This is a genomic window from Streptomyces sp. NPDC031497 (assembly GCF_055580905.1).
Map to the genome: position 1 here is coordinate 160,846 of NZ_JBVIKO010000021.1, position 18,630 is coordinate 179,475.

Here is an 18,630-nt window from a genome sequence, read left to right on the forward strand (position 1 = left end):
GGCGCGGCCCGGCAGGTGCTCGGCGCCGGCCGGGAGAGTGTCAGACGGGCAGCGCCACGCCCAGCCTCTCGGCGTGCCCGGTCAGCTCCCGCCAGACCTTGGGAGCCACCGGGATGCCCGTCCGTCCCCGCTCCTCCGCGACGGCCGCGCTGCGCTCCCCCGGGTAGAACACCCCGTCGGCACCGTCGGCGGCCGGAAGGCCCTTCAGGGTGCCGAGCGTGTCGTCCACCGCGCCGACGAAGGCCTCCGGGTCGCCGAAGGCAGCCGGGTCCAGGGCGATGAGCAGGGCGTTCTGGCGGTGCTCGCGGTCACCGGCGTGGAAGGACGCGAAGATCGGGGCTCCGACCAGCACGCTGGTCAGGAGTTCGAAGGCCAGGGACATGCCGGAGCCCTTCGCGCCGCCCAGCGGCAGCGGCATGACCGCCTGTTCCGGGTCGGTCGTAGGGGTGCCGTCCGCCGTCGCGGCCGCGCCCTCGGGCAGCGGCGTGCCGCTCGCCTTCGCCTGGCGGATCTTGCCGAGGGCGATGGTGGCGGTGGCCATGTCCAGCAGCAGCGGGGCGTGTTCGCGGGCCGGTACGGCGATGGCGAGGGGGCTGGTGGCGACGGCCGCGCCCTTGACTCCGGTGTAGCCCATGTTGGGCATGCCGGCCACGAACCCGAGCCCGACCAGGCCCTGGTCGGCGATCCGGGACACGTAGTAGCCGATGGCGCCGGTGTGGACCGTGCGGCGGACTCCCACCGAGGCGATGCCGGTCTCGCGGGCCCGCCGTACCGCCTCGTCGGCGGCGGCGGTCAGGGCGACCGGGCCGGGGGCACGGTCGGCGTCGAGGACGGCGGCGGCCGGCGCCGTGGACTCGACGGTGAGCCGCGGGCCGGGGTTGGCGACGCCCTTGGCGAGCAGGTCCAGGTAGGCGGGGACGCGCGCGGTGCCGTGCGAGTCGACGCCGCGCTGCGCGGCCCAGACGAACACGTCGGCGGTGGTACGGGCGTGCTCGGCGCTCAGACCGCCCTTCTCCAGCAGGGCGGCGGAGAAGGTGCGCAGGTCCTCGGCGGGCACCAGGATCTTGGGGGGTGTGTCGGACATGGCGGCGGAAGCCTCCTGGGCTACAGCGCCCCGTCGGGGGCGCGGGGCTGCGTCGATCCGCGGCTACCGCCGCGCGGGCGCGACCGGCCACGGACAGCCGGCGGATTTGGAACGGCGTGTACGGCGGAGCGCTCAGCGGGTGACGAGGACGTCGACCACGGCGGTCGTCCCCTCGGCCGCCGCCTTCAGCGCGCGCTCCAGTGCGGGCGCGAGCGCCTCCACCGTGTCCACGGTCTCGGTGTGCATGCCGAACGGTTCGGCGAACGCGGCGAGCCGGGGCAGCCGGTGCAGGTCGGTGCCCAGCCACTCGCCGGTGTCGGCGGCCGCCCCTTCGGGGTAGAACCGGCGATGGTTGAGGTTCATCGACTTGTACACGCGGTTGTTGAACACCACGATCAGCAAGGGCAGTTCGTACGACTTCGAGGCGTCGTACGACGGGATCACCGGGTTGTAGGTGAAGGCGCCGTCGCCGACGGTGAGGACCACCGGCCTTTCCCTCGCGGCGAGTTTGACGCCGAGGGCGACGGCGATGCCCTGGCCGAGTCCGCCCTGGACATAGAAGTAGGAGTCGGGGCCGGTGACTTGGAGGTGGCGCCTGACCACCCGGCTATGGGTGATCGTCTCGTCCACGACGATCGCGTCCTGCCCGTGCAGCAGCCCCCGCAGGGTGGCGGCGACCAGCACCGGGTCGACGCCGTCGGCCCCCTCGGCCCTGGCCTCGGCCGCTGCGATCGCCGACCGCTCGGCGGCGTGCCGCTCCGCCTGCGCCGCCCGGCGGACCTCGACCGCACGTTCGTCGAGATCCTTCGCCCGCTTGGCCAGCTGCCGCAGCGTGTTGGCGACGTTGCCCTCCAGGTACCTGTCGGCGAACAGCACCTGGTAGACCACGTGCGGGCGCTGCGGGACCTCGTCGATGACGACGACCTGCGCCTTGGCGGGACGGCGGGACGGCGGGTAGAAGGGGGCCCGGCAGTTGACCAGGAGGATGAGGTCGGCCTCGTCCATCCACGGCCCGATGTCACTGCCGGCGTGCAGCGGATGGGTGCGCGGGAAGTTGCCGCACACCGCCGAGTCCGGCTCGACGACCGGGATGTTCCAGGCCTCGGCGAAGGCGACCAGGGCCTCGAAGCCGCCCGCCTCGCGCCCCGCCGTCTCCGTGACGATCACCGGGTTGGCCGCCTCGCGGATCAACTGGGCGACGGGGTCGACCTCTTCGGGCGAGCTGTGCGTGGAGCCCGGTGCGACGAGGGGCTTGGCCTCGCGGCCGTCCCACTCCTCGAGCAGGATCTCCAGCGGGATGTTCAGGTACGCCGGTCCGGCCGGTGCCCGCCAGGCCAGCTCGGCCGCCCGGGTGATCATGGTCGGCAGCGTGTGCACACTGGCCGCCTCGGTCGACCACTTGGTGAACGGCTGGGCGATGCCGTGCGGGCCGCCCACGATCGAGAGATTGCGGTACCACTGGCCGCCCGGGTCATGCCCGGGAGCGTCGCCGTAGGTCGTCGACTCCGAGGAGGCGACGACCATGGGCACGCCGGCCAGCAGCGCCCCGTGCACGGCCATCGAGCCCTGCAGCAGGCCCGGCGCCGCGTGCAGCAGCACGCCCTGCGGACGGCGCCTGATCAGCCCGTAGCCGGTGGCCATGCCGGCGGCGACGGTCTCGTGCGTGAGGTCGAGGTACTCCGGCGCGGGTTCGCCGTCGCGGTGGCGGCGGGCCAGCGCCTCCCACACCGGGGCCCACTCGGACCCCGAGGAGCAGAAGAGGTAGTCGGCGCCGACGGCGTCGAAGGCGGCGACGAGGGCGTCACCGCCGTCGGTTCCTGGAGTGTTGGTCATCTCCGGTGTTCCCTCAGCCCTCGATCGGCCAGTTCAGGACCTCGGAGATACCGCGGCCCAGGATCCATTCAAGCTCCTCGGGCGTGAAGTCCCAGTGCTTGGTGAACTGCTCGATCGTGTCGGTGTAGGTGATGCCGTGACCGAGCAGCCGGGTGATGTCGGTGCCGTAGAAGCAGCGCTGCGGGCCCATCTTGTCGACCATCTCGCGCACGTACTTCTGGATGTTGTTGTTCGGGAAGGGCTGCGTGGAGTAGCCCGGCAGCGCGGACACCTTGACGTAGATGTTCGGGTGGACGTGCAGGTCGGCGGTCTCCTGGACCCAGTAGCCGATCGCGTCGTCGACACAGCGGGCCATGATGCCCATGTGGTCGATGATGATCTTCAGCTCGGGGTGCTTGGCGGCGATCTCGCCGAGCTCACGCTTCCAGATCGGGGCGTGCACCATGGTCGGGATGCGCAGCTCTTCGGCGACCGGCCAGTACCAGTCGTTGGTGCCGTCGATCATCCAGTTGCGGTCCTGCGGCCGGTGGAAGGTGAGCCGGGTGCCCTTGACGTGCGGGTTCTGCGCAAAGTCCTTGAGCATGGCCTTGCCCTCTTCGGGCTTGTTCTGCGGGATGCGGGCCATGATGCCGAACCGGTCCGGGTGGGCCTCGCAGGCCTCCAGGGCGTAGTCGATGCGGTCGCCCTCCCAGGACGGCGGCAGGATCAGCGCCCGGTTCACGCCGGCCTCGTCCATCAGCTCCAGCGCCTCCTCGTAGGAGAAGGGGTCCTCGCGGTGGCCGTTGAGCCGGATCCGCTCGCGGGCGCCGGGCACCCAGGGGCGGTCCGGGGTCTCTTCCTTCCAGATGTGGATCTGCGTGTCGACGACGAACATGGCGCGAACTCTTTCTCTCGGAGGGGGCTTGAGGTGCTGTGGAAGGAACGCTAGGCGGCCCGTGAGCTCTTGCGGAGATCCCGGAGCGCAAGCTGTTGTTGCGCGGAAGTGCGCTGTTCGCGGCGCATTCCAGGTGCCGGAACGGATCGTTCAGGAGTCGCCGAACACAGCCGCGGTGATGTGCTCGGCGATCGCCATGGAGGCCGTGGCGGCCGGCGAGGGGGCGTTGCGTACGGCCGTGATCCGGCCGACCCGATGGATGCGGAAGTCGTCGACGAGCGTGCCGTCGCGGTCCAGGGCCTGGGCGCGTACGCCCGCCCCGCCGCGCACCACGTCACGGACGCCGACCTCCGGGACGTACCGCCGGGCGTCCTTCATGAAGGCGGCGGCGGAGAAGGAGCCGCGGTACTCCTTGACGCCGGTACGCCAGTGCTCGGCGGCCATCTTCCAGACCCCGGGGTAGGCGGCGAGCCCGAGAAGGTCCCGGGGCGAGACCCTGCTGCGCCGGTATCCCTCCTTGGCGAGGGCGAGGACGGCGTTGGGGCCGACCTCCACGGAACCGTCGACACGCGGGGTGAAGTGCACGCCGAGGAAGGGATAACGGGGGTCGGGTACCGGGTAGATGAGGCCACGCACCAGATCCGTCCGGTCCGACTTCAGCAGCATGTACTCGCCGCGGAACGGGACGATCCGGGGTTCCTGCCTGTCCTGGGCGAGCCGGGCGACGGAGTCGGACTGGAGGCCGGCGCAGAGGATCAGCCGGTCCACGCGGACGCGGTCCTGCGCGGACGCGACCTCGACACCGCGAGGCACGGTGGTGATCGAGGTGACCGGGAAGCCCAGCCGTACCTCGCCGCCGGAGTCGACGACGTCCTTCGCGAAGGCCCCGGCGACCGCCGGGTAGTCGGTGATCGCGGTGCGCGGGGAGTGCAGAGCCGCGATGCCGCCGGCGTGCGGCTCCAGTTCCTTGATCTCCTCGCGGGAGATCCTCCGCAGCTCCGGCACGTGGTTGTTCCTGGCCCGCTGGTAGAGGTTCTCCATCCGGCCCAGCTCGTCCTCGCGGACGGCCACCACCAGCTTGCCGATCTCCTGGTACGGCAGCTCCCGGTCCTGGCAGTACTCGCGCAGCAGCGCCACGCCCCGCACGCACAGGTCGGCCTTGAGGCTGCCCGGTGTGTAGTAGATGCCCGCGTGCACCACACCGGAGTTGTGGCCGGTCTGGTGCCGGGAGACCTCCCGCTCCTTCTCGAACACCACGACCCGGGTGCCGGGGCGGCGCAGGGCGATCTCACGGGCCGTGGCGAGGCCCACGATGCCGGCGCCGACCACGCCGATCGTCTCGTCAGCCATCGGCGTCCTCCTCTCTCGTACGGTGCTCACGCGCCGAAGTGGACGGCCACCGTCTTGACGCGCGTGGAGAACCTCAGGACTTCCTCGCCCTGCTCCTTGTAGCCCGTGCCGGAGTCGTGGAATCCGCCGAACGGCAGGTGGACGTCCCAGCCGGTGGTGGTCGTGTTGACGGCGACCTGCCCGCACTCGGCCTCGTCGGCGAAGCGGTACGCCGAGGAGAGGTCCCGGGTGAACACGGCGGCGGCGAGGCCGAAGGCGGAGTCGTTGACCGCGTCGACGGCCGCGTCGAAGTCGTCGACCGCGCGGACGGCGAGGACCGGCCCGAAGACCTCCTCGCGCCAGACGGCCAACTCGGGGGTGACACCCGCGAGGACGGTGGGCTGCACGTAGCAGCCGTGGGGCCGCTCGGTGTCCGCCCGGCCGCCGGTGAGGACAGTCGCGCCCTGCTCGACCGCCCTGCCCAGGTCGGCGAGGACGCTGTCGCGCTGCTTCGGGCTCGACAGCGGGCACAGGGTGGTCGCCGGGTCGCTGCCCGGGCCGACCGTCAGGGCCGCCACCTCCGCGACCAGCAGCGCGACGAACCCGTCGTACACCGGTCGTTCGACGATCACCCGGCTGGTGGCGGTGCAGCGCTGCCCGGCCTGGCCGAAGGAAGCGGCGACGACCGCCTTCGCGGCGGCCGGGAGATCGGCGTCGCGCAGCACCACCGAGGCGTTCTTGCCGCCGAGTTCGCCCTGGAAACGGACGTTGCGGTCGGCCAGGCGGCGCCGGATGCGGTTGCCTACGGCGTTGGAGCCGGTGAAGGTGATGCCGGCGATCCGGGGGTCGTCGAGGAGCGCCTCCTCGATCTCGGCGGTCCGGCCGGTGACGACGTTGAGGACCCCGGCGGGCAGGCCCGCGTCGTGCAGGGCGCGGGCGAAGTGCAGGCCCGACAACGGTGTCTCGGTGGCCGGCTTGAACACGGCGGCATTGCCTGCGGCCAGCAGCGGGGCGAGCTTGCGGGCCGGGGTGATCAGCGGGTCGTTCCAGGGGCTGATCACCAGGATCACGCCGATCGGCTCGCGCTGGGTGTGCGTACGGTGCTGCGGGCGCACGTCGTGCAGGAGGGTGCCGTAGCCCTGGCGCGCGAGGCCCGCGTAGTACTCCAGGAAGTCGGCGGCCTTCAGGGTCTCGCCGGTCGCCTCGGCGAGGGTCTTGCCGTTCTCCGCGGTGACGTCGGCGGCGATCTCCCCGGCCCGCTCCCTGATCAGGCGGGCCGCCTCGGTGAGGACCCGGGCCCGCTCGAAGGGGCTGGTGCGCTTCCAGCCGGTGAAACCGCGCTCGGCGTGGTCGTAGGCGCGGGTGACGTCCTTGGCGGACAGGGCCGGGACCCGGGCGAGCGGGGTACGGACGTCGGCGGGGTCGTGGACGTCGATCCATTCGCCGGTCCTCGTCCACTCTCCGCCGGAGAGGGTTTCCAGGGTGCGCATGGAGATCACTTCCTTCGTCGTCCGCGGCGCCGCCGGTGCGGGCCGGATGTGACAACACACCATGTGGGAGGGGGTCCACCAGCCCCGTGAGGGCAGGCATTGCTTGCGCCGTGCGCGGGTCGGCGGGCGCATGATCCGTGCTGGAATCGGCGGGCCGGACACGATCCTTGGAGGAACCGCATGGCATACGCAGTCGTCGCCCGTTACCGCTGCGCACCCGCCGACGAGGCGACGGTGCGGGCCGCGCTGTTGAAGGCGCGGGAGGCCACCCGCACGGAGCCCGCGAACCTGATGTACGAGGTGCACGTGGTGGAGGGCGAGCCGGGTGGGTTTCTGCTGTACGAGCGGTATGTCGACCGGGAGGGGTTCGAGGCGCACAAGGCGGCCGAGCACTTCAAGGAGGTCGTTGTGGGGGTGGTGTGGCCGTTGCTCGTGGAGCGCACGGTGACTTTTGCCGAGGTGATTTAGCGCCTGCCGGGCTGGTGTGGAGGGAGAGGGCGCGGGTGGACTGTGGTTGCTCGCGCCCACGCGGCGGTAGCCGCACATCGACCACCGCCCCGCGCCCCTGAAGAGGCGCTCGTGCAGCGCCTCTTTCTTCTAGGGGCACGGGGAACTGCGCGACCGGCCACGACGGCGCCGCAGACGGCGGATCGCGGCACACAGCGGAGCGGTCAGAACTCGTTGCCCCAGCAGTACCGGGCGATGGTCTCGACCAGCACCAGCTTGCGGCGCTGGTCCTCTGCGGTCAGCAGTGGCCTCGACGCCACGTCCGCGAAGCCCCGTGACGGCGATACGGCCCCGTCCTCCAGGTCCTTGAACTCTCCGACCGCGTCGATACGGGACATCACGGTGTCGATGTCCTCCAGCTCAGGCACCGTCGCGTCGACCACGCCCAGGCAGAAGTCCCTGTCGTCCGGGAGTGCCGTGACGAGGTCGAGTTCGGCCTGCGTGCCCTGGTCGAACGGGAGGATCCAGCGGTCGGCGCCGACTGCGGCGTACAGCTCCTCCGCCCGTGCCCGGTCCACCTCGGCCGGGGCCGACCAGCCGGGGGCCACGCCGATCCGTACGCCCTCGGGACGCTCGTCCAGGCGTACCGCGAGCGTGTCGACGGCAAGCGCGTCCTCGAAGGACAGTGCGCCGGGGTCCCCCGGGTCGGTGCTCAACTGGTCGAGCAGGAGCGGGTTGTCGAGCTGGATCAGGCGGACGCCCTTCGACACCAGCAGCTCGATCTCGGCCCGGACGATCTCCGCGAGGGCCTCGCCCAGCTCGCGCGCCGAGGAGACGCCGAGGCCCGGCCGGAACGTGGTGGCCGCCAGGTACGCCGGGGAGGGCAGCGTGGCCTTCGGGGCGATCACCGTCAGTTCGGCGAGTTGGGCGGCCCGGTCCGCGAGCAGCGGGCCGGTGGCCTTGGGCAGGGATTCGGCGACCCAGTGGACCAGGCCGTCCGGGGCCGCCCCGTCGGTACGGCGGAACCCCGACACGCCGTCGAGGACCGCGCTACGGAAGTCCTCGCGCGGGAAGTCGCCGTCGGTGACGACGGTGGAGCGCAGCTTGCGCTGGTAGGCGACCGCCTCCCGGACCGCCGCGTCGACGGCCTCCGGGTCGGCGGTGGACAGGCCTGCCGGGCGGACCAGGCTGCCGTGGTGGTCGATGCGGTAGTTGAACGTATCCGCCATGGTGTCAGTCCTTTCCGCCGGCGCCGGTGACGCCCCACGCGGCGAACTCCAGCTCGTAGCCGAGGTCCTTCAGGACCTCCTCGGCGATCCGCTGGTCCTCGTCCGCGGTGCCGCCGGCGATGCCGAGCCCGCCGATGATCTCACCGTCCTTCTTGATGGTGACGCTGCCCTCGGCGGCCATGATGGGAAGGGCGGCGCCCGGGAGCTGGGAGAGCTGGGCGAAGAAGACGGGCTGGCTCTCCTGCCACTTCTTCAGCATGGGTCCTGGGCGCTGCATGACGGCGGCGGTGTAGGCCTTGGCGCGGGCGATGTCGGGGGTGAGGGGGCGGGCCCCGTCGGGGCGGCGGATGGCGACCGGGAAGCCGCCGGCGTCCACGACGGCGACGCTCACCGCCTTGCCGATCTCCCGGGCGCGCCGGTGGGCGGCGTCGATGATCTCCTCGGCGGCGGCCAGGGTGAGGCTGCTCATGCTGCTTCCTTCGGTGCGGTGAGGGTGCGGCGGAGCCGGGCGACGGCCGCGTTGTACGGCTGGGGCGTCTCCCAGTACATGGAATGCGGGGCGTCCGGGACGATCTCCAGGTCGGAGCCGGGCAGCAGTTCGTGGGCGCGGGTGACGGTCTTGACGCTGAGGACGGCGTCCTTCTCGCCCGCGAGGAAGGCGACCTTGACGCCGGAGGCCTGGATCTCCTCCAGGGAGGGGCCGTCGGTGTCGAGGTTGCGCAGGTCCTGCATTCTGGCGACGTTGAACGTGCCCATCTGCTGGAACAGGAAGGTGAGATCGGCCCGCTCACGCTGGAACGTTCTGGTGAGCAGCCGGTCGATCACCGGCAGCTTCACGGCCTCGGCCCGGTCGGCGGCGGCCAGTTCCTTCAGCTCGGGGTGGCTGATACCGCCGAGGGAGTGGCCGAGGACGACCGAGGACACCCGCTCGGGGCGCAGCAGGCCGGCGCGTAGCGCGGCGACGGACCCGATGGACTGGCCGACCAGCATGGCGTCGGTGAGGTCCTCCCGGTCGAGGACGGCTACGACGTCGCCGGGGAAGTCCTGGCCGTCGAACTCCGCCATGGACGAGTCGGACTTGCCGAAGCCGCGCAGGTCCACGGTGACGACCGTGAACTCCTCGCGCAGTGCGGCCACCTGCTGCCACCAGGCGGCGTGGTGACCGCCGCTGCCGTGCACGAACAGGATCGCCGGGCCGCTGCCGTGGCGCTCGTAGTAGATGGAGGTGCCGTCGGAGTCGGCGAAGGGCATGGGGTTAACTCCCGTACTGGAGCGGCTAGTTGGGGCGGCGAGCGTGGTAGACCAGCTCGATCATGGTGTGGTCGGGGTCGTGGATGTAGCAGAACTTGGACTGGTTCTCCGGGCGTTCGATCGGCCGGGTGTGCCGGATGCCCAGCTCCTTGAGGTGGGCGAGGAACTCGTCCCAGTCGTCGACCTCGACGGCGAAGTGGTAGGGCGCCATGCGCTCCATCTCTTCGACAGGGGTGAAGTGCAGGTCGAAGGTGCCCCGGGTCATCAGCACCACGCGGGTGTTGGACTTGGGCATGATGCGCTTCATCCCGAAGACCTTGGTGTACCAGGCGGCGGTCCGGTCGGGGTCGGTGGTGGGGAAGTTGACGTGGTGGATGTAACGGGGTTCCGCGCTCATGAGTGGTTCCCTTCCAGGTGTACGGGGTTGGACAGCACGCCGATGCCGCTGATCTCGATGTCCACGGTGTCGCCGGGCTCGATCTGGCAGGTGGACTCGGCGCCCATCCACAGCACGTCACCGGGGTGCAGGGTGATGTGTCTGGTGATCTCGACGATGTGGTCGTAGGGGTCGAAGACCATGTCTCCGGTCGGGAACGCGGCGCGGACCTCTCCGTTGACGCGCAGGGTGGTGGTCTGGGCGAGGGCGTCGACGTCGGTCTCGATCCAGGGGCCCATGGGCTTGAACGTGTCGCTGTTCTTGCTGCGCCAGAAGGTGCGGTCCTGGTGCTGCCAGGTGCGGGCGCTGACGTCGTTGCCGATGGTCCAGCCGAAGACCGACTTCCGGGCGTCGTCCTGGGTCGCGTACCGGACCGTACGGCCGATGACGGCGACCAGTTCGGGCTCGGCCTCGAACCGCCCGGTCACGTCGGCCGGCCTGACGATCGGCGAACGGTGGCCGGTGAGCGCGTTGTTGGCCCGGTAGCCGACCTCGGGCCGGTCGGGTGTCGAGGCGCCGGCGTGCTCGATGTGCCGTGGGTAGTTGTAGCCGACGGCGTAGAACACACCGGGTACGACGGGCGGCAGCCAGACGGCCTCGGCGACCGGGACCGTGCCGAGGACATCGGGGTCGGCAGCCAGTGGTGAGCCGGAGAGGAGTTCGACGTCCGTCTCCGCCACCCGGCCCCACACCGCCCGGCCGTCGACGGACACGCGTGCGTACCTCATGGCGTCAGCAGGTGGGAGACGCGCTTGGTGACCAGGTAGGCGTCCAGCGCCTCCGGCCCGCCCTCCCGGCCGTACCCGCTGTCCTTGACCCCGCCGGAGGGTGCCTCGTGCACCGAGCCGCCGCAGTGGTTGAGGGAGAGGATTCCGGCCTCGAAGCCGTCCGACAGTTTCTCGGCGGTCGCGGCCGACCTGGTGAAGCCGTAGGCGGCCAGGCCGTAGGGCAGTGAGTTGGCGATGGCCAGGGCGTCGTCCAGGTCGGCGAAGGGCACGATCGGCGCGACGGGCCCGAACGGCTCCTCGGACATCAGCTCCGCGTCCGGGGTCACGTCGGTGAGGACGGTCGGCGCGAAGAAGTACCCGGGGCGGTCCGGGCGTTCGCCGCCGGTGAGCACCGTCGCGCCCTTGCGCACCGCGTCCGCGGTCAGCCGCTCGACCGACCGCAGCCGGCGCTCGTTGGCGAGCGGGCCCATGGTGGTGCCCTGGGCCAGGCCGTCGCCGACGACGACCGACTCGGCGGCCTTCACGAACTCGGCGGTGAAGTCCTCGACCAGGGACTCGTGGACGAGGAAACGGCTGGGCGAGGTGCACACCTGGCCCGCGTTGAAGAACTTGGCCTGCGCGGCGCGCCGGGCGGCCTGGCCGGGGTCGGCGTCGGCGCAGACGATCACCGGGGCATGGCCGCCGAGTTCCATCAGGGTGGGCTTCATGACCCTTCCGGTCTCGGCGGCGAGGAGCTTGCCGACGGGCACCGAGCCGGTGAAGGCGATCATCCGGGTGACCGGGGAGGCGATGAGGTGCGCGGAGACCTCGGCCGGCTCGCCGAAGACGAGGTTGAGCACCCCGGCCGGCAGGCCCGCGTCCGCATAGCACTCCACGAGCGCGGCGGCCGTCGCCGGAGTCTCCTCGGAGGCCTTGATGATGAGCGAGCAGCCCGCCGACAGCGCCGAGGAGATCTTGCGGTTGGGGCCGCCGACCGGGAAGTTCCACGGCACGAAGGCGGCGACGGGGCCGATGGGTTCGCGGCGGACGGTGAGGACCGTGCCGGGCGCGGACGGGATGATACGGCCGTACGCGCGGCGGGCGTCCTCGGTGTGCCAGCGCAGCGTCTCGGCGGTGCGCCTGGCCTCGCCGGTGGACTCGGCGAGGGTCTTGCCCTGCTCCAGGGTCATCACCCGGCCGATCTCGGCGGCGCGTTCGGCGATCAGGTCGGCGGCCCGGTCCAGGATCGCGGAGCGCCTGGCGACGGAGGTCGCGCGCCACACCTTGAAGCCCTCGGCGGCGGCTTCGAGTGCCCGGTCGAGGTCGGCGGCGGTCGCGAGGGGGACCTCGCCGATCGGCTTCTCGGTGGCGGGGTTGGCGACGGGGGCGGTCCGTCCGGTGGAGCCCTGGCACCACTCGCCCGCTATGTACATGCGGACGGCGGGATAGCCGTGGTCGGTGGTCATGAAGGGGTGCCCTCTCAGGGTCAGGACGCGGTGGGGGCTTCCTGGTCGCGGTTGGTGCGCAGGGCCCAGATGTGGTGCGGCGGGGTCGTCTCGTGGACCCGGGTGCCGTAGTTCTGGTCGGCACGGTCCATGTCGGCGGCGTACTCGACGCGGCCGCCGCACGGGGCGTGCAGGAAGCGGAAGACGTTGGAGCCGATGGTGTGCCGGCCGAGTCTGCGGGCCTCCCGCCAGCCGTGCTCGATCATGTGGTTGCCGCCCTCGATCACATCGTCGAAGCCGGGGACCTCGTAGGCGATGTGGTTGATCCCCGCCTTGTCAGGCCGGTGGCACAGCAGCATGGTGTGCTGGTCGTCGTCGCCGGGGGCCTGCATGAAGACGCCCATGGGTTCGACCACGTCGGTGGGGCGGAAGCCGAGCCGGTCGACGTAGAAGCCGACGGCCTGCTCACGGCCCTGCTTCGGGATGTTCAGGGCGACATGGCACATGCGCAGCGGGCGGACCCGGGTGATCGGCTCCAGGGCGGTGTTCCAGCGGTTGACCGTCCCGAGCGTGTTGGCGGCGCGGGGCGTGACGGGGGCCGGCCTGGGACGGGCCAGGGAAAGGCCGACACCGAAACCGGTCTCGTCCACGGTGTGGTGGACGCCGTCGGCGCTCTCGCGGACCTCGCGGTCCCGGCCCACCGCCGCCACCAGCCGCTCCAGTTCGGCGGGCGTGTCGACGCCCCAGACGACCTCGCGCAGGGTGGGCCCGTCCTCGACCGGGGCCGGCAGCAGCGGTCCGGGCAGGGTGTCGAGGTGCAGGGTCTGTCCGGTGCGCGTCTCGAACACGGCGTGCTCGTCGGTCCGTTCCACCGGGAACAGCCCGAAGTCGTCGAAGAACCGCACGCAGATGTCGAGGTCGTCGATGCCGTACGTGACCGATTCGATTCTCTGGATTCCCATGGATTCCTCGTTTCCAGGTCGCCTCGCGAGCGTAGATATCGGCCGGCGAGGGCCTCAATGGCCTGAGCTCTACGGAATGCGCAAGCGTTTCTTGCGGCCCCGGCTACGACCGGATCGTGGGAATCGGGTTCTGCGAGAACCACTCGGCGAGGAAGTCCAGGAACACGCTGATCTTGCGCGGGGTGTCCTGCCCGGGACCGTAGATCGCGTACAGCGGGCGGTCGGGTACGGCGAGGTCGGGCAGCAGCACCTGGAGGGCGCCGGAGACCAGGTCGTCGTAGGCCGGGCGCTGGGGCAGCAGGGCGATGCCGCGGCCGTGCACCGCCGCCTTCTGCAGGGCGATGTAGGAGTTGGACGAGAACGCGATGTTGCGGATCTTGTGCAGGGTGCTGGCGTGCCCGTGGCCGATCCGCCAGACCGGGTCGTTGAGGTGGACCAGGCAGTCGTGGGCGGCGAGGTCGTTCGGGTGGGCGAGCGTGCCGCACCGCTCGACGTACTCCTCGGCGGCGCACAGTACGAACGGCAGCGAGGCGATTTTCTTCAACCGGACGCTGGAGTCCCGCAGGTCCCGGGTGTGGAAGGCGACGTCGAATCCGCTGTCCAAGAAGTCGTAGGTGCGGTCGGACATCCCGCCGAGTTCGAACCGGACCTGGATTTTCGGATGGGCGGCGGAGAACGCGGCGATGGCGTCCCCGAGGTCGAGGCTGCCGATCCACTTGGGACAGATGACGCTGAGGGTGCCCTCGGGCCGGTCGTGGAGCTGGGCGATGCCGGCGTCCTCGGCCTCGATCTCGTCGAGGATGCGCGCGGCGAACTCGGCGTACCGCTGGCCCGGCTCGGTCAGGCTCACGGAGCGGGCGGTGCGGTTGACCAGGCGGACACCGATCTGCCGCTCCAGTTCCGCCACGTGCCGGGAGACCAGGGAGCCGGAGGAGCCGAGTTTCTTGGCCGCTCCGCTGAAACTGCCGACCTGGGCGACGGTGACGAAGCTGTGCATGAGGAGCAAGCGATCCATTTTTCCTCCGAACGCGCGTGCGGCTCGCTCGCGCTGGTCACCCACACAAATCGAATGTCGGCAATCCTGTCAACGGTTCTTCGCTTAAAAGATCGGCCGCATTTCTCATGGTCAGGCCCCGGATCAGGCCCCGGATCAGGCCCCGTCCGGGATGATCCGGCCGTAGCCGCGGACGTCCGGGAACGGCGGCTCCCGGTCGGCCTGGAGGTCCACCTGGAAGGTGTTGAGGCACATGCCGAGCATGGTGAAGTTGCCGAGCGCGCCGATGGTGTCGACCAGCCCCTTGGGGCCGAAGTGGGCCAGTGCGCGGGCGAAGGTCTCGTCGGTGACGAAGTGCTCCTCCAGGACCTCCCGGCAGAACTGGTAGAAGGCCTGGTCGGCCTCGTCGTCGAGGACCGCCGGACGCTTCTCGGCGATGGCCTTGACGGCAGCCTCCGGGATGCCGGCCTCGATCGCCTGGTGGACATGGGCGTTCCAGGAGTACTGGGCGTCCCAGTTGCGGGCGGCCATCAGCAGGGCCAGTTCACGCAGGTGCTTGGGCAGGCCGCAGTCGAACCGGGCGAAGGCGCCGAGCGATTCGGCGCGTTCGCACATCTCGGGGCTGTGCAGCCAGACCCGGAACGGGCCGCGGACGGCGCCGCGGCGGCCCGCGATCCTGGCGGCCAGTTCCTGCTGCCGCGGATCCATGTCTTCTTCGCTGAGTACGGGGAGCCTCATGGGGGCCGGTACCTGCTTTCTCTCTCCGGCGGCCGTGGGATGCCAGGTGACGCTACAGCCGGATCCGGGCGGCTCACCCCTCTCGGAACGCAAGGTAAAACTGCACGCCAGGGGGCACCCGTTGGCGCGCACGCGGCCTAACGTCGGTCGGCGTACCGCATCGCAGTGGAGAGGAATCCCCGGATGACCACGATCATCAAGGCCGCGTCCGTGCCCCCGCTCGACCGGGGCGGCGCTGTCGTGTCGACGCCGCTGATCACCACGCCGTCGGCGGGCGGGGAGAACCTGATCACGAGCGGGATGAGCGTCTATCCGGTCGGCTCAGGGGCGCCGTCCCACTCGCACAACTGCGACGAGCACGTGACCGTCCTGGAGGGCGAGGCGGAGGTGTGGGTGGACGGCGAGGTGACCCGGCTGGAGCGGTTCGACACCACCTACGTCCCGTCCCCCGTCCCGCACCTGTTCCGCAACGTCGGCGACACCCCCCTGCGGATCCTGTGGGTGTACTCGTCGGGATACGTCACCCGGACCTTCACGGAGACGGGAAAGACGGTCGAGCACCTCTCCGCCGACGACCAGATGGGCTGAGCCCCCGTCCCCGGGGACGTCCCAGGCGTCCCAGGGCACGCGGGGACGACATGACGGCCCCCGGCCATGGCAATCCTCCGAATCGTGATCACGCTTCGTGGTCACGAGCACGACAGCACGGAGGTTTCCATGTCCCGTCGGATCCTGAAGAGCGGCCTGCTGGCCACAGTCGCGGTGTTCGCGTTCCTGCCCACGGCCGGGGCCGCCACCGCGAGCGCCGCCACTCCGATCCCCGCACCGCAGGGAATCATCCAGTACTACAACTACACCACCCTGCCCGCCCCGGCGGTCGGCCGTCACCACCGGCACTACGGCTACCGCACCGTCGGCCGGGTGACCACGCACCACGTCCGGCTCAACGTCCGCTCCGGCCCGAGCACCCGCTACCGCGTGGTCGGCCACCGTCACAGCAACCGGCTGGTCCCGGTGGCCTGCAAGACGTACGGCGGTTCGGTGCGCGGCAACCACACCTGGTACCGGCTCCCGCACCGCAAGGGGTTCGTCTCCGGCCACTACGTCCGGGTCGGCCACGCCGTTCCGTGGTGCTGACGGGTCCGGCCCGCCGTACTCCCTGACCGCCGAGGCCTGTTCGGGAACCCCGTTTCCGAACAGGCCTTCGGCATGCACCCCCTGATTGACCGTCTTCACACCTGTTCGCCGATTGCGGCCCCGGTATCCATGGGAAGCCATCCCGACAACAGGGGCGAAACGCCCATAGCGTAGTGAAGTCGAGGCACGCGACATGCGGCACTCCGAAGGAGCGACCACCACCCCACCCGACGAGTCGCCGGCGGCGCGCCTGCGCGAACTGAAGGAGCGTACGGGACTGAGCCTGGCGGCGCTGGCCGCCCGCACCCCGTACAGCAAGTCCGCCTGGCACCGCTATCTCACCGGCGCCAAACGGCCGCCGCGTCCGGCCGTGGAGGCCCTGGCCCGGCTCGCGGGTGTCGATCCGGCGGCCGTACTGGCGCTGTGCGAGGCCGCCGAGGAGCAGCCGGCCGCGGCTCCGGCACCGGAGCGGCCGCGGGCGCGGCGGTGGTGGCGGCTGCCGCTGACCGCGCTCGCGCTGCTCGCCGTGGCCGGCGTGACCGCGGCCGCCGTGACCGTGTCCGACCGGCGCGCCGCCCAGGGTACGCAGCCGGTGTCGGGGGCGCCGCGCTGCCACGGGCGGTCCTGCCAGGGCGAGTTGCCTGACGCCTCGGCGTGCTCCCGGGACGCGCAGACCATGAGCAGGGTCACCGGCACCGCGTACGACGTCCGGCTGCGCTACTCCCCCACCTGCGGATCGGCCTGGTCCGAGGTGCGGATGCACGCCCCGCACGCCCGGGAGGTCTCGGTCCGGGCCGGGCAGGACGTGCTGTCCGCGAGCTATCCCGCCGAGGACTCCGTCGGCTACACCAGTCCGATGCTCGCGGTGCCGACGCCCCGGGGGGTGGAAGCGTGTGGGGAGGTCGGGGGGAAGCTGGCGTGCACCGGGCTGGAGGCCGAACCCGACGGTCTGGAGGAGTGAGAAGTGGCGCCGCGCCCGTGGCAGGAGCGCGGCGCCGGACGGTCGCGGACACCGGTCAGTGGGCGGCGACCAGTTCCTCCTGGTCGTTGCTGCGCTGCGGCTGCCGGGCCGAGCGCAGGGCGGCGATGCCGATGAACACCATCGAGGAGACACCGGCCAGGGCGAAGGCGGTGAAGCCCCAGTCGCCGTTGCCGGCGGCGAGCAGCTGGCCGCCGAGCCACGGGCCGAACACGGCGCCGAAGCGGCCCATGCCGGAGGTCCAGCCGACGGCGGTGGCCCGGTTGTCCGGGGTGGAGCGGATGGAGACGGTCGCGTAGATCATCGTCTGGGCGCTGTTGAGGAAGACGCCGGTGAGGAAGACGACCAGGGTGGTCACGCCCATCGGCAGGTGGACGCTGAGCAGGTAGACGCCGGCGGCGGTGAGGGCGAACCAGATCGCCGCGATGCGCGGGGCGCCGAACCGGTCCGCGGCCCTCCCCGCGACCAGCATGCCCACGATGCCGCCGAGGTTGAAGACGACGACGAAGGTCAGGGCGTTGGCGAGCTCGTAGCCCTCGGTGCGCATCAGGGTGGGCAGCCAGGTGGCGACGCCGTAGACCAGCAGCAGGCCACCGAAGGAGGCCAGCCAGTACAGCAGGGTCTGGAGCCACTCGCCGCCGCGGAACAGGCCGAGCAGCGCGTCCCAGCGGTCGGCGGCGGTCTTCTTGCCGGGGGCGGCGGGCAGTTCGACCTCGTAGCGGTCGGCCAGGGCGGTGGCTTCTTCGGTGCGGCCCTTGGCGACCAGCAAGCTCAGCGACTCGGGCAGCAGCTTCAGCAGGACGGGGACGAAGAGCAGCGGGAGCACGCAGACCCAGAAGGCGGAGCGCCAGCCGAACGGGTCGACCAGCCACTTGGCGACGTAGGCGGAGAGGATGCCGCCCGCGTGGTGGGCGGTCATCAGCACACCGATGGTGATCGCGATCCGGCCGCCCTTGGCGTAGTCGGAGACCATGCTGATCGCGGTCGGCAGCAGCCCGCCGAGGCCGACGCCGGCCAGGGTGCGGCCGAGGCCGAAGACCGCGAGGCTGCCGGAGATCGCGCAGATGCCGGAGGCGAGCGAGAACAGCGTGACGCAGCCGATCATCAGCTGCTTGCGGCCGATCCGGTCCGCGACCGTGCCTGCGGTCAGGGCGCCCACCAGCATGCCGAAGGTGGCGTAGGAGCCCAGGTCACCGGCCTTGTCCGGGGTGATGCCGAAGGTCTTGGTCTCCAGCAGGTGGGGCAGCACCGAGCCGTAGATGAACATGTCGAGGCCGTCGAAGAGTACGGCCAGCCAGCACAGGCCGATGACCAGCAGGGCCAGTTTGCCGCCGCGAGCGGACAGGGCGGTTGAGGAGGACATCTTTGTTTTCCTCTCGTCCAGGAGGCGTTCCCTGGAGGGGAAGCGGTGAGGGGGTCGACGCGGCTCGTGCGGCTGACCCGTGGTGCGTAGACGCTAAGGATCCGGAGCCAGAAGTGTCAACGGTTTTGTCAACAATCTCAGCAACGATCCGGACACCGGCCGAGCCACTCTGCGGACGGGGTAAACCCGCAGGTGGCAAAGGGGGGTGGGGGGGGGGGGGGGGGGGGGGGGGCACCCCCCCCCCCCCCCCCAAAAAGGGAGGGGGGGGGGGGGAGACCAGACAAACTCCCCCCACACCCCCCCCTGACCCCAACCCCCCTATGCCAACAAAA

Annotated in this window: 19 protein-coding genes; 4 read left to right on the forward strand and 15 right to left on the reverse strand. The window is 71.1% G+C overall.

The window, feature by feature from the left end; genetic code table 11:
• Positions 1-40: 40 nt before the first annotated feature.
• The 5 genes from ACZ5K7_RS35070 to ACZ5K7_RS35090 all read right to left on the reverse strand — a co-directional run bounded on the left by ACZ5K7_RS35070 (position 41) and on the right by ACZ5K7_RS35090 (position 6,610).
• The gene (locus tag ACZ5K7_RS35070; RefSeq protein WP_468919967.1) at positions 41-1,084 is read right to left on the reverse strand and encodes an Ldh family oxidoreductase; all 1,044 of its coding nucleotides are present in this window, start codon (positions 1,082-1,084) and stop codon (positions 41-43) included.
• Between the two features lie 132 nt (positions 1,085-1,216).
• A complete protein-coding gene (locus ACZ5K7_RS35075) occupies positions 1,217-2,917 on the reverse strand; it encodes a thiamine pyrophosphate-dependent enzyme (RefSeq protein WP_468919970.1) in 1,701 nt (566 codons plus the stop codon).
• A 13-nt stretch (positions 2,918-2,930) separates the two neighbouring features.
• Positions 2,931-3,791 carry an amidohydrolase family protein gene (locus ACZ5K7_RS35080; protein ID WP_351711196.1) on the reverse strand — a complete coding sequence of 287 codons (861 nt, stop codon included), beginning with the start codon at positions 3,789-3,791 and terminating at the stop codon, positions 2,931-2,933.
• Positions 3,792-3,941: 150 nt separating this feature from the next.
• Positions 3,942-5,141 carry an L-2-hydroxyglutarate oxidase gene (gene lhgO / locus ACZ5K7_RS35085; protein ID WP_468919974.1) on the reverse strand — a complete coding sequence of 400 codons (1,200 nt, stop codon included), beginning with the start codon at positions 5,139-5,141 and terminating at the stop codon, positions 3,942-3,944.
• A gap of 26 nt (positions 5,142-5,167) precedes the next feature.
• Positions 5,168-6,610: an aldehyde dehydrogenase family protein gene (locus ACZ5K7_RS35090; RefSeq protein ID WP_468919977.1), complete on the reverse strand. Its 1,443-nt coding sequence runs from the start codon at positions 6,608-6,610 to the stop codon at positions 5,168-5,170.
• Positions 6,611-6,790: 180 nt separating this feature from the next.
• Between ACZ5K7_RS35090 and ACZ5K7_RS35095 the strand changes: the two genes are divergently transcribed.
• The gene (locus tag ACZ5K7_RS35095; protein WP_351711202.1) at positions 6,791-7,078 is read left to right on the forward strand and encodes a putative quinol monooxygenase; all 288 of its coding nucleotides are present in this window, start codon (positions 6,791-6,793) and stop codon (positions 7,076-7,078) included.
• A gap of 203 nt (positions 7,079-7,281) precedes the next feature.
• Here ACZ5K7_RS35095 and ACZ5K7_RS35100 read toward each other — a convergent pair whose 3' ends face one another.
• The 9 genes from ACZ5K7_RS35100 to ACZ5K7_RS35140 all read right to left on the reverse strand — a co-directional run bounded on the left by ACZ5K7_RS35100 (position 7,282) and on the right by ACZ5K7_RS35140 (position 14,789).
• Entirely contained in the window at positions 7,282-8,286 is a 1,005-nt protein-coding gene (locus ACZ5K7_RS35100) for a uroporphyrinogen decarboxylase/cobalamine-independent methonine synthase family protein (RefSeq protein WP_468919979.1), read from the reverse strand.
• Positions 8,287-8,290: 4 nt separating this feature from the next.
• The gene (locus ACZ5K7_RS35105; RefSeq protein ID WP_468919982.1) at positions 8,291-8,755 is read right to left on the reverse strand and encodes a GlcG/HbpS family heme-binding protein; all 465 of its coding nucleotides are present in this window, start codon (positions 8,753-8,755) and stop codon (positions 8,291-8,293) included.
• Entirely contained in the window at positions 8,752-9,537 is a 786-nt protein-coding gene (locus ACZ5K7_RS35110) for an alpha/beta fold hydrolase (protein WP_468919985.1), read from the reverse strand. The genes ACZ5K7_RS35105 and ACZ5K7_RS35110 overlap by 4 nt, the downstream gene beginning before the upstream one ends.
• 25 nt (positions 9,538-9,562) lie before the next feature.
• Entirely contained in the window at positions 9,563-9,934 is a 372-nt protein-coding gene (locus ACZ5K7_RS35115) for a VOC family protein (RefSeq protein ID WP_351711210.1), read from the reverse strand.
• Positions 9,931-10,701 (reverse strand): fumarylacetoacetate hydrolase family protein, encoded by a 771-nt coding sequence (locus tag ACZ5K7_RS35120; RefSeq protein WP_351711212.1) that lies wholly within the window; start codon positions 10,699-10,701, stop codon positions 9,931-9,933. The genes ACZ5K7_RS35115 and ACZ5K7_RS35120 overlap by 4 nt, the downstream gene beginning before the upstream one ends.
• On the reverse strand, positions 10,698-12,146 hold the full coding sequence (locus ACZ5K7_RS35125; protein WP_468919989.1) for an NAD-dependent succinate-semialdehyde dehydrogenase: 1,449 nt from the start codon (positions 12,144-12,146) through the stop codon (positions 10,698-10,700). Before ACZ5K7_RS35125 ends, ACZ5K7_RS35120 begins: the two co-directional genes overlap by 4 nt.
• 20 nt (positions 12,147-12,166) lie before the next feature.
• Positions 12,167-13,087, reverse strand: a complete 921-nt coding sequence (locus ACZ5K7_RS35130; RefSeq protein WP_351711216.1) for a VOC family protein — start codon at positions 13,085-13,087, stop codon at positions 12,167-12,169.
• A 103-nt stretch (positions 13,088-13,190) separates the two neighbouring features.
• Positions 13,191-14,102 (reverse strand): LysR family transcriptional regulator, encoded by a 912-nt coding sequence (locus ACZ5K7_RS35135; RefSeq protein WP_362577381.1) that lies wholly within the window; start codon positions 14,100-14,102, stop codon positions 13,191-13,193.
• 135 nt (positions 14,103-14,237) lie between these two features.
• A complete protein-coding gene (locus ACZ5K7_RS35140) occupies positions 14,238-14,789 on the reverse strand; it encodes a carboxymuconolactone decarboxylase family protein (protein WP_468919994.1) in 552 nt (183 codons plus the stop codon).
• Between the two features lie 213 nt (positions 14,790-15,002).
• On the opposite strand from ACZ5K7_RS35140, the gene ACZ5K7_RS35145 reads away from it, so the two are divergent.
• From ACZ5K7_RS35145 to ACZ5K7_RS35155, 3 genes are all read left to right on the forward strand, one after another.
• On the forward strand, positions 15,003-15,407 hold the full coding sequence (locus ACZ5K7_RS35145; protein WP_351711220.1) for a cupin domain-containing protein: 405 nt from the start codon (positions 15,003-15,005) through the stop codon (positions 15,405-15,407).
• 129 nt (positions 15,408-15,536) lie between these two features.
• Positions 15,537-15,956: an SH3 domain-containing protein gene (locus ACZ5K7_RS35150; RefSeq protein ID WP_351711222.1), complete on the forward strand. Its 420-nt coding sequence runs from the start codon at positions 15,537-15,539 to the stop codon at positions 15,954-15,956.
• Positions 15,957-16,149: 193 nt separating this feature from the next.
• On the forward strand, positions 16,150-16,917 hold the full coding sequence (locus ACZ5K7_RS35155; RefSeq protein WP_468919998.1) for a helix-turn-helix domain-containing protein: 768 nt from the start codon (positions 16,150-16,152) through the stop codon (positions 16,915-16,917).
• A 55-nt stretch (positions 16,918-16,972) separates the two neighbouring features.
• Here ACZ5K7_RS35155 and ACZ5K7_RS35160 read toward each other — a convergent pair whose 3' ends face one another.
• Positions 16,973-18,298, reverse strand: a complete 1,326-nt coding sequence (locus ACZ5K7_RS35160) for an MFS transporter (RefSeq protein WP_468920001.1) — start codon at positions 18,296-18,298, stop codon at positions 16,973-16,975.
• Positions 18,299-18,630 lie beyond the last annotated feature (332 nt).

Bases quoted from the DNA above. Each gene is read 5' to 3' on its own strand.
- ACZ5K7_RS35070 (WP_468919967.1), bottom strand. From the start codon at position 1,084: ATGTCCGACACACCCCCCAAGATCCTGGTGCCCGCCGAGGACCTGCGC.
- ACZ5K7_RS35075 (WP_468919970.1), bottom strand. From the start codon at position 2,917: ATGACCAACACTCCAGGAACCGACGGCGGTGACGCCCTCGTCGCCGCC.
- ACZ5K7_RS35080 (WP_351711196.1), bottom strand. From the start codon at position 3,791: ATGTTCGTCGTCGACACGCAGATCCACATCTGGAAGGAAGAGACCCCG.
- lhgO (WP_468919974.1), bottom strand. From the start codon at position 5,141: ATGGCTGACGAGACGATCGGCGTGGTCGGCGCCGGCATCGTGGGCCTC.
- ACZ5K7_RS35090 (WP_468919977.1), bottom strand. From the start codon at position 6,610: ATGCGCACCCTGGAAACCCTCTCCGGCGGAGAGTGGACGAGGACCGGC.
- ACZ5K7_RS35095 (WP_351711202.1), top strand. From the start codon at position 6,791: ATGGCATACGCAGTCGTCGCCCGTTACCGCTGCGCACCCGCCGACGAG.
- ACZ5K7_RS35100 (WP_468919979.1), bottom strand. From the start codon at position 8,286: ATGGCGGATACGTTCAACTACCGCATCGACCACCACGGCAGCCTGGTC.
- ACZ5K7_RS35105 (WP_468919982.1), bottom strand. From the start codon at position 8,755: ATGAGCAGCCTCACCCTGGCCGCCGCCGAGGAGATCATCGACGCCGCC.
- ACZ5K7_RS35110 (WP_468919985.1), bottom strand. From the start codon at position 9,537: ATGCCCTTCGCCGACTCCGACGGCACCTCCATCTACTACGAGCGCCAC.
- ACZ5K7_RS35115 (WP_351711210.1), bottom strand. From the start codon at position 9,934: ATGAGCGCGGAACCCCGTTACATCCACCACGTCAACTTCCCCACCACC.
- ACZ5K7_RS35120 (WP_351711212.1), bottom strand. From the start codon at position 10,701: ATGAGGTACGCACGCGTGTCCGTCGACGGCCGGGCGGTGTGGGGCCGG.
- ACZ5K7_RS35125 (WP_468919989.1), bottom strand. From the start codon at position 12,146: ATGACCACCGACCACGGCTATCCCGCCGTCCGCATGTACATAGCGGGC.
- ACZ5K7_RS35130 (WP_351711216.1), bottom strand. From the start codon at position 13,087: ATGGGAATCCAGAGAATCGAATCGGTCACGTACGGCATCGACGACCTC.
- ACZ5K7_RS35135 (WP_362577381.1), bottom strand. From the start codon at position 14,102: ATGGATCGCTTGCTCCTCATGCACAGCTTCGTCACCGTCGCCCAGGTC.
- ACZ5K7_RS35140 (WP_468919994.1), bottom strand. From the start codon at position 14,789: ATGGATCCGCGGCAGCAGGAACTGGCCGCCAGGATCGCGGGCCGCCGC.
- ACZ5K7_RS35145 (WP_351711220.1), top strand. From the start codon at position 15,003: ATGACCACGATCATCAAGGCCGCGTCCGTGCCCCCGCTCGACCGGGGC.
- ACZ5K7_RS35150 (WP_351711222.1), top strand. From the start codon at position 15,537: ATGTCCCGTCGGATCCTGAAGAGCGGCCTGCTGGCCACAGTCGCGGTG.
- ACZ5K7_RS35155 (WP_468919998.1), top strand. From the start codon at position 16,150: ATGCGGCACTCCGAAGGAGCGACCACCACCCCACCCGACGAGTCGCCG.
- ACZ5K7_RS35160 (WP_468920001.1), bottom strand. From the start codon at position 18,298: ATGTCCTCCTCAACCGCCCTGTCCGCTCGCGGCGGCAAACTGGCCCTG.